Below are 12,747 nucleotides of genomic sequence, written 5' to 3' on the forward strand. Positions count from 1 at the left end.
CGGCCCGCCCCCGGTCGCGGTCAGTCGGTGTGGAAGTCGACCCAGTCGGACTGCACGCGCTCGAGCAGTGCGTCGGCGCTCTCGCGTCCGGCGAGCACCTCCTGCAGGCCGCCCGTGAACGTGTCGAACATCGTGTCGGTCGCCCAGCCGTACCAGTAGAGCGGGCCCGCGCCGTCGAGCTGGGTGGCGGAGGCGTCCAGGAGCGCGGCGAACATCGCGTCGTCGCCGGCCGCCTCGACCGGCTGGATCGGCACGCGGTGGATGCCGGCGAGCAGCTCGGCGGACTCGGGGGAGTTCACCATGCCGACGAAGGCGATCGCCGCGAGGGTCGCGTCCGACTTCGAGCTCACGTGCCACGGCATGCCGAACGAGCCGCTGGAGGCGTAGTCGCCGTCGGAGAGGCCGGGGGTGAAGTCGAAGGCGGCGCCGTCGGAGATCGCGCCGGCGTACCAATTGCCGCCGATGAAGAAGACGCCCTCGCCCGAGGCGAACGCCGCCGCCGCGTCGTCGGGGCTGGTGCCGTCGTAGCCGGCCGAGACGTAGCCCTTCGCGACCCACTCGGCGAAGCGGTCGAGCGCCTCGCCGTTGGAGTCGACGGCGAAGTCGGCGCCCTTCGCGCCGGTGATCCACTCGCGGGTGTCGGCGGCCGGGGTGAGCGCGCCCTGCAGGATCGAGAAGGTCTGCATCGCGGAGGCCTTGTCGGCGTTGCCGAGCACGAGCGGCGTCTGACCGGCGGCCTTGGCGGCGGCGAAGGCCGCCTCGAGCTCGTCGAGGGTCGTCGGGGTGCCGAGGCCGAGCGCGGCGAGCTTCTCGCGGTTCGAGAACAGGCCGACCATCTGGTTGTCGGGCGACATGCCGTAGACGGCGCCCTCGCCGAAGGCGCTGCCGTCCTCGGACCACTGCAGCTGGGTGATGGCGTCGCCCGCGGCGTCGCGGTAGTCGTAGGCGTCGGCGACGTCGTCGAGCGGGCGGATGAGGCCCGCCTTGACGAGCGCGCCGTCGGTCGCCCAGCCCTGGTTGCCCTGGGCGACGTCGGGGGCGTCGGCGGAGTTCATCGCGTTCAGGACCGTCGCGGTGAGGTCGTTGAAGCTCTTGAACTGGATGTCGACCGTGACGTTCGGGAACTCCGCCTCGTAGGCGGGCACGAGCTGGTCCATGAAGTCCTGCTCGCCCTGGTCGGCCCAGACGCTGAGGGTGACCTCGCCGAGTTCGGCGACCTGCTCCGGGGTGACGGGGGCGGTGATCTTCTCGACCGGGGCGGAGGGCTCGGTGCGCGAGCCGCCGGGCGCGCTGCACGCGGCGAGCCCCAGGGCGAGTGCGGTGACCGCGGCGGCGGCACCGGTGAGACGCATTCGACGGGTGGGCATGAGTGGTCCTTTCCGGAGCGGCAGCGATGTCGCTCTCGGGGTGGTCGGCATCGCTGCCGAATCGGGGGAACGCCCGTGCGTCTCGGGCTGTCGCCTTCGGCACCGCGGACGTCGTCATCGTGTCATGATGAGACCAATTAGTCCAGTTTCAGGACCAGTGGTCAGTTCGCTGATCCAACCATCCGCAATCCATGTTACTTTGTCAAGACAAAGTTCGCCCTCGAAACCGGAGCGCCAGCCGTATGAACCCCACCCCCGACGCCGCCCTCGACGTCCTGACCATCGGCCGGGTCGGCGTCGACCTCTACCCGCTCCAGGACGCGACCCCCCTCGAGGAGGTGTCGACCTTCGGCAAGTACCTCGGCGGGAGCGCGACCAACGTCGCCGTCGCCGCCGCCCGGCACGGCCTCGCCGCCGCCGTCGTCACGCGCACCGGCGACGACCCCTTCGGCCGCTTCGTGAGCCAGGAGCTCACCCGCCTCGGCGTCGACGCCCGCTTCGTCGCGCCCCTGCCCGGCCGCAAGACGCCGATCACCTTCTGCGAGATCTACCCGCCCGACGACTTCCCGCTGTACTTCTACCGAGACCCGATCGCGCCCGACCTCCTCATCGAGGCCGCCGAGCTCGACCTCGACGCGATCCGCGACGCCCGCGTCTACTGGGCGACGGCGACGGGGCTCTCCGCCGAGCCGAGCCGCGCGGCGCACCACGCCGCCTGGGCCGCCCGCGGCCGCGCGCCGCTCACCGTGCTCGACCTCGACTACCGCGCGGTGTTCTGGGAGCACGAGCAGCTCGCCCGCGAGCGGGTGTCCGCCGCGCTCGAGCACGTCACGGTCGCCGTCGGCAACCTCGAGGAGTGCGACATCGCCGTCGGCGAGCGCGACCCCCGGCGAGCCGCCGACGCGCTCCTCGACCGCGGCGTCGAACTCGCCGTGGTTAAGCAGGGGCCGCGCGGCGTCCTCGCGAAGACCCGTGACGAGACGGTCGAGGTGCCGCCGCACGCCGTGTCCGTCGTGAACGGCCTCGGCGCGGGCGACGGCTTCGGCGGTGCGCTGTGCCGCGGGCTGCTCGCCGGCGAGCCGCTCGACCGGGTCATCCGCTTCGCCAACGCGGCCGGCGCCATCGTCGCCGGCCGCCGCGAGTGCTCCACCGCCATGCCGACGACCGCCGAGGTCGAGACCGCGCTCGCCGAGGGGGCCCGGGATGCCTGAGCCGATCATCGCCGCCGCCCCCGCCGTGGGCGGGCTGCCGCCCGAGTCCTACGCCGCGCTCCGCGAGGCCCGCGCCGCCGACCCCGACGCGATCGCCCGCGCGCTCGAGGCCCGCCGGTCCCGCCGGCTCCTCCGCGGCGACCGCCGGCTGTTCATCGTCGCGGCCGACCACCCGGCCAGGGGCGCCCTCGGCGTGCGCGACGACGACTTCGCCATGGCCGACCGCTACCGCCTGCTCGACCGGCTCGCGGTCGCCCTCCGCCATCCCGGCGTCGACGGCGTGCTCGGCACCCCGGACGTCATCGAGGACCTCGCCCTGCTCGGCCTCCTCGACGACAAGATCGTCGTGGGCTCGATGAACCGCGGCGGCCTGCGCGGCGCCGCCTTCGAGATGGACGACCGCTACACCGGCTACGACGTGCCGACCATGGTGCGTTCGCGTCTCGACTTCGGCAAGCTCCTGGTGCGGGTGAACCTCGAGGACCGCGCCACCGCGCCGACCCTGCAGGCCACCGCCGAGGCCGTCGGCCAGGCCGCCGCAGCCCGGCTGCCGATCATGCTCGAGCCCTTCATGAGCTCCTGGCGCGACGGGCGCATCGTCAACGATCTGAGCGCGGAGGCCGTGATCACCTCGATGGCGATCGCCTCCGGGCTCGGCACGAGCTCGGCGTACTCCTGGCTGAAGCTGCCCGTCGTTCCCGACATGGAGCGCGTGATGGCCGCCTCCACCCTGCCGACCCTGCTGCTCGGCGGCGACCCGCGCGAGCGCCCCGACGAGACCTACGCCTCGTGGGCCGACGCGCTGGAGCTGCCGGGCGTGCACGGGCTCGTCGTCGGCCGCACCCTGCTCTACCCGCCGGACGGCGACGTGCACGGGGCCATCGACACCGCGGCCCGCCTCGTGCATCCCGGAGGCCTGGCATGAGCCCGCGCTGGCTGCACCGGCGCGGCGAGCTTGCCGACGGGCCCTGGGAGTCCGTCGTCGACGACGGCCTCGAGGGCTGGAACTGGACGGGCCTGCGGGTGGCCGAGCTCGACGCCGACGCCGCGCTCGCCCTCCCCGCCGGCGGGCTCGAACGCCTCGTCGTGCCGCTCGCCGGCAGCTTCGCGCTCGAACTGGAGCACGCCGACGGGCGCCGCGAACGCCTCGAGCTGCGCGGCCGCGCCTCGGTCTTCGCCGGCCCGAGCGACGTCGCCTACCTCGGCGTCGGCACCGCCGCGACGCTCAGCGGCTCCGGCCGGGTGGCCGTCGCCGAGGCGCCGAGCGACGAACGGCACCCCACCCGGCGGATCGCCGAGGACGAGGTGCCCGTCGAGCTGCGCGGCGCCGGGCGCTCGAGCCGGCAGGTGCACAACTTCGGCACGCCGGAGACGCTCGCGGCCGGGCGCTTCATCGTCTGCGAGGTGATCACGCCGGCCGAGAACTGGTCGTCGTACCCGCCGCACAAGCACGACGAGCACGTGCCGGGCGCCGAGACCCAGCTCGAGGAGATCTACTACTTCGAGACGGCCGTGACCCGCGGGACCGAGGCCCCGGCCGGCGCCCGGCCGTTCGGACTGTTCTCCACCGCGAGCTCCCCGGCCGGCGAGATCGAGATCGACGGCCGGGTGAGCACGGGCGACATCGCGCTCGTCCCCTTCGGTTACCACGGGCCGGCCGTCGCCGCGCCCGGCTACGACCTGTACTACCTGAACGTCATGGCCGGCCCCGGGCCGGAGCGCGCCTGGCGGATCAGCGACGACCCCGCGCACGCGTGGGTGCGCGACAGCTGGGCTGGGCAGGACCTCGACCCCCGGCTGCCGTACCTCGCCCCCGCCTCGGAAGGAGCACGACCATGACCGCACGCAACGCCACCCGGCGGATGACCGTGAGCCAGGCCCTCGTCGAGTTCCTGGCCAATCAGTGGACCGTCGACGGCGACGTCCGCGAACGCACCATCGCCGGCACCTTCGGCATCTTCGGCCACGGCAACATCGCCGGCGTCGCGCAGGCGCTGAAGCAGCTCGCCCGCGAGGACCCGGCCCGCATGCCGTACCACCAGGCGCGCAACGAGCAGGCGATGGTGCATCAGGCCGTCGGCTATGCGCGGATGCACCGTCGGCGCGCGACCTACGCGTGCACCGCCTCGGTGGGCCCCGGCGCGACGAACATGCTGACGGGGGCGGCCCTCGCCACCACCAACCGGCTGCCCGTGCTGCTGCTGCCCTCGGACACCTTCGCGACGCGCGTCGCCGACCCGGTGCTGCAGCAGCTCGAGCTGCCGCACGACGCGACGGTGTCGGTGAACGACGCGTTCCGCCCGCTCTCGCGCTTCTTCGACCGGGTGAGCCGCCCCGAGCAGCTCTTCTCGGCCGCGCTCGGCGCGATGCGGGTGCTCACCGACCCGGTGGAGACCGGCGCGGTCACGATCTCGCTGCCGGAGGACGTGCAGGCCGAGCTCATCGACGTGCCGCTCGAGTTCCTCCGCGAGCGCGAGTGGCACGTGCGCCGACCGCAGCCCGAGCCGGGCGAGCTCGCCCGCGCCGTGGCGGCCATCCGCGACGCCGCATCCCCTCTCATCGTGGCCGGCGGCGGCGTGCTCTACTCCGACGCGGCCGAGGAGCTGCGCCGCTTCGCCGAGGCCACGGGCATCGCGGTCGCGACGACGCAGGCCGGCGTCGGTGCCCTGCCGTGGGACCACCCGCTCGCCGCGGGCTCGGTCGGCGCGACCGGCACCACGACCGCCAACCGGCTCGCGGCCGAGGCCGACCTGGTGATCGGCATCGGCACGAGGTACAGCGACTTCACCACCGCGTCGCGTTCGGCGTTCCAGCACCCCGGGGTGCGCTTCGTGAACCTCAACGTCGCGAGCTTCGACGCGATGAAGCACGGCACCGAGCTGCCCCTCGTGGCTGATGCGAGGGCCGGCCTCGCCGCGCTCGGCGCCGAGCTGGCGGGCTACGCCACCTCGTCCGACTACCGCGGCGCGCTCGCCGAGGGCAAGGCGGTCTGGGACGGCGTGGTGGATGCCGCGTTCGCCCCGAGCGGCCGGCCGCGGCCCGCGCAGTCCGAGATCATCGGCGCCGTGCAGGCGGCGAGCGATCCCCGCGACGTCGTCGTCTGCGCCGCCGGCTCGCTGCCGGGCGACCTGCACAAGCTCTGGCGGGTGCGCGACGACCTCGGCTACCACGTCGAGTACGCGTACTCCTGCATGGGCTACGAGATCGCGGGCGGCCTCGGCGTGCGCCGCGGCGCCCCCGACCGCGACGTGATCGTCATGGTCGGCGACGGCTCGTACCTGATGATGCACACGGAGATCGTCACGGCGGTCGCCGAGGGGCTGAAGGTGATCATCGTGCTGATCCAGAACCACGGCTACGCCTCGATCGGCGCGCTCAGCGACACGGTCGGCACCGACCGCTACGGCACGCGGTACCGCTATCAGGATGCCGAGGCGAACGACGTCGACCCGGAGCGCGCGCTGCCCGTCGACCTCGCGGCGAACGCGGCGAGCCTCGGCATCGACGTCGTCCGCATCGAGCCGGGCGCCGACGTCGTCGCGCAGCTGGGCGAGGCGGTGCGGGCGGCGAAGGCCTCGCCGACTGCGACGCTCATCCACGTCGAGAGCGACCCGCTCGTCCCCGCGCCCGACGGCGGCGGCTGGTGGGACGTACCCGTCGCGGCCGTCTCGGAGCTGTCGAGCACGCAGCGCGCGCGGGCGGCGTACGAGGCGGCCCGCGAGGCGCAGCGCCCGCTCGTCTGAGCCCGCGCGACCGAATCATCGGGGCGCCCGGCGCCCCACTCGAGAGGAGAACCATGTCCACCGTCCCCGTGACCCGGGTGCTGGCCGACGCTGAGGCCGTCGCCGACTTCGTCGCCGAGCGCATCGCCGACGGCATCGAGCGCGCCCGCGAGGCCGGCGCCGACTACGTGCTCGGCTGCCCGAGCGGCCGCACGCCGCTGCCGACGTACCGGGCGCTCACGCGCCTCGTCCGGGAGCGCGGGCTCGCCATCTCGCACGTGCGCATCGCCCTGATGGACGACTACGTGGTCGAGACCGAGTCGGGCTTCCGCAACGTCGACCTCGAGGCGCACAACAGCTGCCGCCGCTTCGTCCGCGACGAGGTGGTGGGCCCGCTGAATGCGGCGGCCGCCGACGAGGGCATGGCGGAGGACCGGCTGCTCCAGCCGGATCCGGCGAACCCCGAGGCGTACGACGAACTGCTCCGCGAGGCGGGCGGCATCGACTGCTTCCTGCTCGCGAGCGGCGCCGGCGACGGGCACGTCGCGTTCAACCCGCCCGGTTCGGCCCGCGACAGCGGCAGCCGGATCGTGCGGCTGGCCGAGCAGACCCGCATCGACAACCTGGGCACCTTCCCGGAGTTCGGCTCGCTCGACGCGGTGCCGAGTCACGGGCTCACGGTCGGCATCGGCACGATCGCCGAGCTCTCCCGCAGCGCCGTCATGATCATCACGACGGCGGAGAAGCGCGAGGCGTTCGAGCGCATCTCGACCGCTGCGGCGTACGACCCGGAGTGGCCCGCGACCGTCGTCGCGGAGTGCGCCGACGCGCTCGTCGTCGCGGATCGCGCCGCCGCCGGCGTGCGCGAGTAGGCGGCTCGCCACCCCATTCGATGACTTTGTATTGTCAAATTGACATTCTGACATCGCTGGTCGAGGATGGGACTGCGCTCGCGCACCTCCCCCGATTCAAGGACGCATCATGACCGCACCCTCTGCCGATCGAACCGGCACCGTGCTGCTCGACGTCGCCGACGTGCTGCGGCAGCCGTTGCCCGGCGAATACCTCGATCGCGTCGTCGAGGTGCCCGCGGGCACGGGCGAGCTGCGGGTCGAGCTCGACTACGACAAGGTCACCGACCGCTTCCAGCTCTACGCCGCGCTCATCGACCCGGACGGCGTCTTCCGGGGGCACGTGCAGTGCCCCGGCGGCCCGGGCCCGCGCGAGCTGCGCTTCGCCGTCGGCGAGCGGCACGCGAGCCCCGGCGCGATCGCCGGGCCGATCCCGGCCGGGGCCTGGACCCTCAGGATCGATCTCGACCGCTTCCGCGAGAACGGCCCCTACGCGCTGCGGCTCATCGCGGTGCCGGGGGAGCCGGACGCTCCGGCGCCCGACGCCGAGGGGCGCCCCGAGGCATCCGCGGCCCCGGCGTCAGCCGTCCCGGGGTCCGGGGCCGAGCCCGCGAGCGGCCCGGCCTGGCTCCGCGGCGAGCTGCACTGCCACTCGGTGCACAGCGACGGGCGCGACGGGGTCGACGCCATCGTCGCCGAGGCGCGCCACCGCGGCTTCGACTTCCTCGCGCTCAGCGACCACTTCACCTGGAGCCACTGGGGGCCGCTCGCCGAGGCCGCGACCGCGGCCGGCGGGCCCATCGTGCTGCCCTCGATCGAGGTCACCACGCACCGCGGCCACGGCAACGCCCACGGCCTGCGCGAGTGGGTCGACGTGTACGTCGACGGGCCCGAGCGGGGCGCGGGCGAGCTCGTCCGCGAGGTCCACGCGCAGGGCGGGCTGTTCGGCGTCAACCACCCCTTCAGCGGCCAGCAGGCCTGGCGGCGCGCCGACGTGCCGTGGGCCGAGGTCGACCTGCTCGAGGTCGTGAACCAGGGGCAGGACGCGAACAACGACGCCGCCATCGGCCTCTGGGACCGGCTGCTCGCCGAGGGTCACGACATCGCCCCCGTCGCCGGCACCGACTGCCACGAGCTCGGCGACCCCGCCCAGCGCCTCGGCCAGGTGGTCACCGCGGTGCGGGTCGCCGAGCGCAGCGCCGAGGGGCTGCTCGACGGACTCCGCCGCGCCGCCACCGTCGTGACCCGCGGCGCGGAGCTCGAGCTGCGGCTGCGCAGCGAGGGCCGCGAGGCCGGCCTCGGCGAGCACCTCGAACTCGGGGCGGGCCCCGTCGAGCTCGAGATCGACTTCCGCATCGACGTGCCCTGCGCCCTGTTCGTGCTGCGCGACGGGCTGATGTGGTTCCAGGGCGACGTCGAGCCCGACGAGTCGCGGCTCGTCGTCCTCGACGAGGAGCCCGTCGCCGCGGCGTACCGCGTCGAGCTGCACCGCCGCTCCGACGACCCCCGGCACTGGGCCTCCGCCTGGCGCTCGCACGAGTCCTTCGAAGCCCTCACGAGCTTCGTCCGCACTGTCCATCGCACCACCAGTCACACGCACGAAGGAGAATCATGAAGCACGGCAGGAAGTTCGCCGCGGTCGGCATCGCCGCCGTCTCGGCGTCGCTCGTCCTCAGCGGCTGCAGCGCCATCGTCGGCGGCCAGCCCGCGGGCGGCGACGACTCGGCCGAGTCCGGCACCGTCGTCGTCTACGCGGCGCACGGCCCCGAGGTGACCGACCCGATCATCGCCGCGTTCGAGAAGGCGTACCCCGACATCTCGGTCTCGCTCACCGCGAGCCCCGGCACGGGCGAGCTCATCAGCCGCGTCGAGAGCGAGATGAAGAACCCGCTCGGCGACGTCGCCTGGGGCGGCTCGAGCGAGAACTACGCGGCCGCGTCCGACGGCGCCTTCGCCACGGTCGAGCTGGAGAACGACGAAGCCACCGTCGTCACCGACCCCGAGCACAAGTGGCACGCCACCGACGCGCTCTTCCAGGCCATCGCGGTGAACACCGAGCGCGTCACCGACGCGTCGAGCTACCCGCAGAGCTTCGAGGACCTGGCCGACCCGAAGTGGCGCGAGGCGGGCCAGATCGCGTTCGCGAACCCGCGCTCGTCTGGCACCTCCTACTCGCTGCTCGCGGCCATGGTGACCGCGCACGACTGGGACTTCCTCGACGGCTTCCTGCCGAACGCGAAGGTCGTCGACGGCAGCTCGCAGATGTTCGACGGCGTGCGCACCGGCGAGTACGCGCTCGGCTTCATCAACGAGGACCTCGGCGCGACCTGGGTCGCCGAGGGCGCCCCGCTCGAGCTCGTCTACCCGAGCGACGTCGTGTCGAACCAGATCGGCGTCGCCGCCGTGATCGAGGGCGCGAAGCACCCGAAGGCCGCCGAGACCTTCGTGAACTACCTCATGTCGAAGGAGGCGCAGCAGCTCATGGTCGACGAGGTCGGCCGCCGCTCCGCGCGCACCGACGTCGCCCCGCCCGCCGGGCTGCCGGCCGCCGACGAGCTGAAGCTCGCCGCTCCGGACCCCGCGGTCTTCGCGACGGACAAGGACGCCGTGCTCACCCGCTTCGACGAGAAGCTCGCGAGCGCCAAGTAATCCATCCCCGAGGCCGGGTCGACGCGACGCGTCGGCCCGGCCGGAAACGGTGCCAACATGCCTAGCAACGACCTGCGGGAGCGCGTCGAACCGCTCGAGGAGACGCTCGCGCCGCCCGCACCCGTCCCCGTCAAGCGCCGCGCGAGCCGTCGCCCCGGCGTCTGGCTCCTCGTCGCGCTCGGGCTGCTCCTGCTGCTCGCCTCGACGATCGTGCTCCCGCAGCTGCGGCTCGTCGGCGAGGCGTTCACGGACGACGGCGGCTTCTCGTTCGCGAACTTCATCGAGTTCTTCACGACGCCGAGGTTCCAGGAAGCCATCCTGAACTCCCTCGTCGTCGCGGTCGTCGCGGGCGTGCTCGCCTGCGCCGTCGCGGTGCCGGCCGCCTACGTGCTCGCGCAGTTCGACCTGCCGGGGCGCAACGGCTTCCTCACGCTCGCCACGATGGCGACGGTGTCGCCGCCGTTCCTCGGCGCCTACGCGTGGGTGCTGCTGCTCGGGCGCGGCGGCATCCTCACCACCCAGCTGCGGGCGTGGGGCATCGAGCTGCCGTTCGACACCATCATCGGCCCCGGCGGCATCGTCTGGGTGACCGTCTGGGCGACCCAGGCCCTCGTGTTCCTGCTCGCCTACGACGCGTTCCGGGCGATCGACCCGAGCCTCGACGAGGCCTCCTCGAGCGTCGGTGCCGGCCCCTGGCGCACCCGCCTGCGGATCGTGCTGCCGATGGCGGTGCCGGCCCTCGTCACGGGCTTCTACATGTCGAGCATGAAGATCTTCACCGACTTCGGCACGCCGCTCATCATCGGCGGCGGCACCCCCATGCTGCCCACGGCCGTGTACTACGAGTTCCTCTCCGAGGTCTCGACGAACCCGGCCATCGCCTCGGCCGGCAGCCTCGTCATGCTCGGCGTCGCGTGCATCGCCCTCGCCCTGCAGCAGTGGGCGCTGCGCCGCCGCACCTACGCCTCGGTGTCGAGCCGGCGCCGTCCGCTGCAGCCGGTCCGCGGCGTGAAGAAGGGCCTCATGATCGCCTACCTGGGCGTCGTCTTCGGCCTCTCCTTCGTGCCGCACCTCGTCGTGGTCGGCACGAGCCTGCTCACCTGGAAGGCGGGCATCCTGAAGTGGATCCCCACCTTCGACAACTACGTGCGGCTCTTCGACGAGAACCTCGAGGTCATCCTGATGAGCCTGCTCCTCGCGGGCATCGCCTGCGTGCTGTGCGTCATCGTCGCCGTGCTCGTCGCGTACCTCACCGTGCGCCGCCGTTACTCGGTCATCAGCCCCGCGCTGAACGTCATCACGATGGTGCCGTACATCATCCCGGGCACCGTGCTCGCGATCGGCCTCATCCTCGCCTTCGGCAGCGGACCGCTGATCCTCACCGGCACGGCGACGATCCTCGTGCTGGCGTACTTCATCCGCCGCATCCCCTACGTCACGAAGTCGATCGAGGCCGCACTCACGCAGGTGCACCCGGCCCTCGAGGAGGCGGCCATGAGCGTCGGCGCGAAGCCGATGCGCGCCTTCCGGCAGATCACCGTGCCGCTCGTGCGGCCCGCGATCGTGTCCGGCGGCACCGTCGGCTTCCTGCAGATGGTCACCGAGCTGAGCGCCACGGTGATGCTGTACTCGGTGCCGTTCATCACGATGACCGTCGTCATCTTCACGAACGCGATGCAGCCGGCGAGCCCCTTCGGCGTCGCCTCCGCGATGACCGTCGTGCTGATGCTGGCCGTCTACATCCCGCTGTACTTCGTGCGGCGCAAGTTCGCCTCGGTCACGAGCGTCTAGAGAAAGCGAGAGAGCAATGGAACGTGGCAACGGAGTCGCCGTCGGCGTCGAGGCCATCAGCAAGGAGTTCCCGGGGCACGTCGCGCTGAAGGGCGTCGACCTCGAGATCGAGGCCCGCTCGTTCACCACGCTGCTGGGGCCCTCGGGCTGCGGCAAGACGACGCTGCTGCGCATCCTCGCGGGCTTCGAGACCGCGACGAGCGGCCGGGTCACCTTCGACGGGCGCGACATCGCGCGGATGCCGTCGTGGAAGCGCAACATCGGCTTCGTCTTCCAGAACTACGCGCTCTGGCCGCACATGAGCATCCGCGACAACATCGCCTACGGGCTGAAGCTGCGCAAGCTCGGCAAGGAGCAGATCGCGGAGCGGGTGACCGAGTCGCTGCGGATGGTCGGCCTCGACGGGCGCGCCGAGGCGTTCCCCGGCCAGCTGTCCGGCGGGCAGCAGCAGCGCGTCGCCATCGCCCGCGCCCTCGCGCTCCGGCCGAACGTGCTGCTCCTCGACGAGCCGCTGTCGAACCTCGACGCGAAGATGCGCATCGGCATGCGCCAGGAGCTGCTGCGCCTGCAGCGCGAGGTCGGCATCACGGCGGTCTACGTGACGCACGACCAGGAGGAGGCGCTCGAGATGAGCGACCAGGTCGCGGTCATGCACGACGGCCGGATCGACCAGGTCGGCTCGCCGCAGGCGATCTACGAGACGCCGGAGACGGCGTTCGTCGCCTCCTTCATCGGCCACGTGACGCTCCTCGGCGGCGTGAGCGACGGCGCGGGCGGGTTCCGCTCCGACCTGCCGATCGCGGGTGCGCTGCCCGCGTTCGACGGCGCGCTGCCCACCGGCCGGGCGCAGCTCGTGCTGCGGCCGGAGGACCTCGACCTCGTCGACGACGTCGAGCACGCGCACCTCCGCGGCACCCTGGTGCGCTCGAGCTACCACGGTCGCGGCTACCGATCGGCGCTGCGACTGGCCGACGGCACGCTGTGCGAGGTCGACCACCGCCGTCCGGTGGCGGCCGCGCCGGGGGAGGAGGCCGGCATCCGCGTGGGCGCCGCAGCCCTCGTCCCCGAGTCCGACGACTACTATCGCGAGGCGGCGCCCGAGGCCGAGTCGGCCGACGACCTCGTCGCGGCCCCGGCCGCGTGAACGACCGCACGA

The 12,747-nt window shown here is 72.9% G+C and carries 10 protein-coding genes; 9 read left to right on the forward strand and 1 reads right to left on the reverse strand.

Annotation, left to right across the window (positions count from 1 at the left end; translation table 11 throughout):
* Positions 1-20 precede the first annotated feature (20 nt).
* Entirely contained in the window at positions 21-1,367 is a 1,347-nt protein-coding gene (locus tag MTP13_RS08940) for an ABC transporter substrate-binding protein (RefSeq protein ID WP_243570736.1), read from the reverse strand.
* A gap of 242 nt (positions 1,368-1,609) precedes the next feature.
* Here MTP13_RS08940 and iolC point away from each other — a divergent pair, with 242 nt between their 5' ends.
* From iolC to MTP13_RS08985, 9 genes are all read left to right on the forward strand, one after another.
* Positions 1,610-2,578 (forward strand): 5-dehydro-2-deoxygluconokinase, encoded by a 969-nt coding sequence (iolC, locus tag MTP13_RS08945; protein ID WP_243570737.1) that lies wholly within the window; start codon positions 1,610-1,612, stop codon positions 2,576-2,578.
* A complete protein-coding gene (locus MTP13_RS08950) occupies positions 2,571-3,503 on the forward strand; it encodes a Cgl0159 family (beta/alpha)8-fold protein (RefSeq protein ID WP_243570738.1) in 933 nt (310 codons plus the stop codon). The genes iolC and MTP13_RS08950 overlap by 8 nt, the downstream gene beginning before the upstream one ends.
* Positions 3,500-4,417, forward strand: coding sequence for a 5-deoxy-glucuronate isomerase (gene iolB, locus MTP13_RS08955; protein WP_243570739.1), 918 nt, complete (start codon positions 3,500-3,502; stop codon positions 4,415-4,417). The genes MTP13_RS08950 and iolB overlap by 4 nt, the downstream gene beginning before the upstream one ends.
* Complete coding sequence (gene iolD, locus MTP13_RS08960; protein ID WP_243570741.1) at positions 4,414-6,321, forward strand: 3D-(3,5/4)-trihydroxycyclohexane-1,2-dione acylhydrolase (decyclizing); 1,908 nt, start codon at positions 4,414-4,416, stop codon at positions 6,319-6,321. Before iolB ends, iolD begins: the two co-directional genes overlap by 4 nt.
* Before the next feature lie 53 nt (positions 6,322-6,374).
* Positions 6,375-7,172 (forward strand): 6-phosphogluconolactonase, encoded by a 798-nt coding sequence (locus MTP13_RS08965; protein WP_243570742.1) that lies wholly within the window; start codon positions 6,375-6,377, stop codon positions 7,170-7,172.
* A gap of 109 nt (positions 7,173-7,281) precedes the next feature.
* Positions 7,282-8,766, forward strand: a complete 1,485-nt coding sequence (locus tag MTP13_RS08970) for a CehA/McbA family metallohydrolase (protein ID WP_243570743.1) — start codon at positions 7,282-7,284, stop codon at positions 8,764-8,766.
* Positions 8,763-9,800 carry an extracellular solute-binding protein gene (locus MTP13_RS08975; protein ID WP_243570744.1) on the forward strand — a complete coding sequence of 346 codons (1,038 nt, stop codon included), beginning with the start codon at positions 8,763-8,765 and terminating at the stop codon, positions 9,798-9,800. The genes MTP13_RS08970 and MTP13_RS08975 overlap by 4 nt, the downstream gene beginning before the upstream one ends.
* 57 nt (positions 9,801-9,857) lie before the next feature.
* A complete protein-coding gene (locus tag MTP13_RS08980) occupies positions 9,858-11,591 on the forward strand; it encodes an ABC transporter permease (RefSeq protein WP_243570745.1) in 1,734 nt (577 codons plus the stop codon).
* A 16-nt stretch (positions 11,592-11,607) separates the two neighbouring features.
* The gene (locus MTP13_RS08985) at positions 11,608-12,735 is read left to right on the forward strand and encodes an ABC transporter ATP-binding protein (RefSeq protein ID WP_243570746.1); all 1,128 of its coding nucleotides are present in this window, start codon (positions 11,608-11,610) and stop codon (positions 12,733-12,735) included.
* Positions 12,736-12,747 lie beyond the last annotated feature (12 nt).

Source organism: Agromyces soli, from assembly GCF_022811605.1.
Classification (GTDB): Bacteria; Actinomycetota; Actinomycetes; order Actinomycetales; family Microbacteriaceae; genus Agromyces; species Agromyces soli.

Excerpts from the sequence above, each read along its gene's own strand:
- MTP13_RS08940 (WP_243570736.1), bottom strand. The coding sequence starts at position 1,367 with ATGCCCACCCGTCGAATGCGTCTCACCGGTGCCGCCGCCGCGGTCACC.
- iolC (WP_243570737.1), top strand. The coding sequence starts at position 1,610 with ATGAACCCCACCCCCGACGCCGCCCTCGACGTCCTGACCATCGGCCGG.
- MTP13_RS08950 (WP_243570738.1), top strand. The coding sequence starts at position 2,571 with ATGCCTGAGCCGATCATCGCCGCCGCCCCCGCCGTGGGCGGGCTGCCG.
- iolB (WP_243570739.1), top strand. The coding sequence starts at position 3,500 with ATGAGCCCGCGCTGGCTGCACCGGCGCGGCGAGCTTGCCGACGGGCCC.
- iolD (WP_243570741.1), top strand. The coding sequence starts at position 4,414 with ATGACCGCACGCAACGCCACCCGGCGGATGACCGTGAGCCAGGCCCTC.
- MTP13_RS08965 (WP_243570742.1), top strand. The coding sequence starts at position 6,375 with ATGTCCACCGTCCCCGTGACCCGGGTGCTGGCCGACGCTGAGGCCGTC.
- MTP13_RS08970 (WP_243570743.1), top strand. The coding sequence starts at position 7,282 with ATGACCGCACCCTCTGCCGATCGAACCGGCACCGTGCTGCTCGACGTC.
- MTP13_RS08975 (WP_243570744.1), top strand. The coding sequence starts at position 8,763 with ATGAAGCACGGCAGGAAGTTCGCCGCGGTCGGCATCGCCGCCGTCTCG.
- MTP13_RS08980 (WP_243570745.1), top strand. The coding sequence starts at position 9,858 with ATGCCTAGCAACGACCTGCGGGAGCGCGTCGAACCGCTCGAGGAGACG.
- MTP13_RS08985 (WP_243570746.1), top strand. The coding sequence starts at position 11,608 with ATGGAACGTGGCAACGGAGTCGCCGTCGGCGTCGAGGCCATCAGCAAG.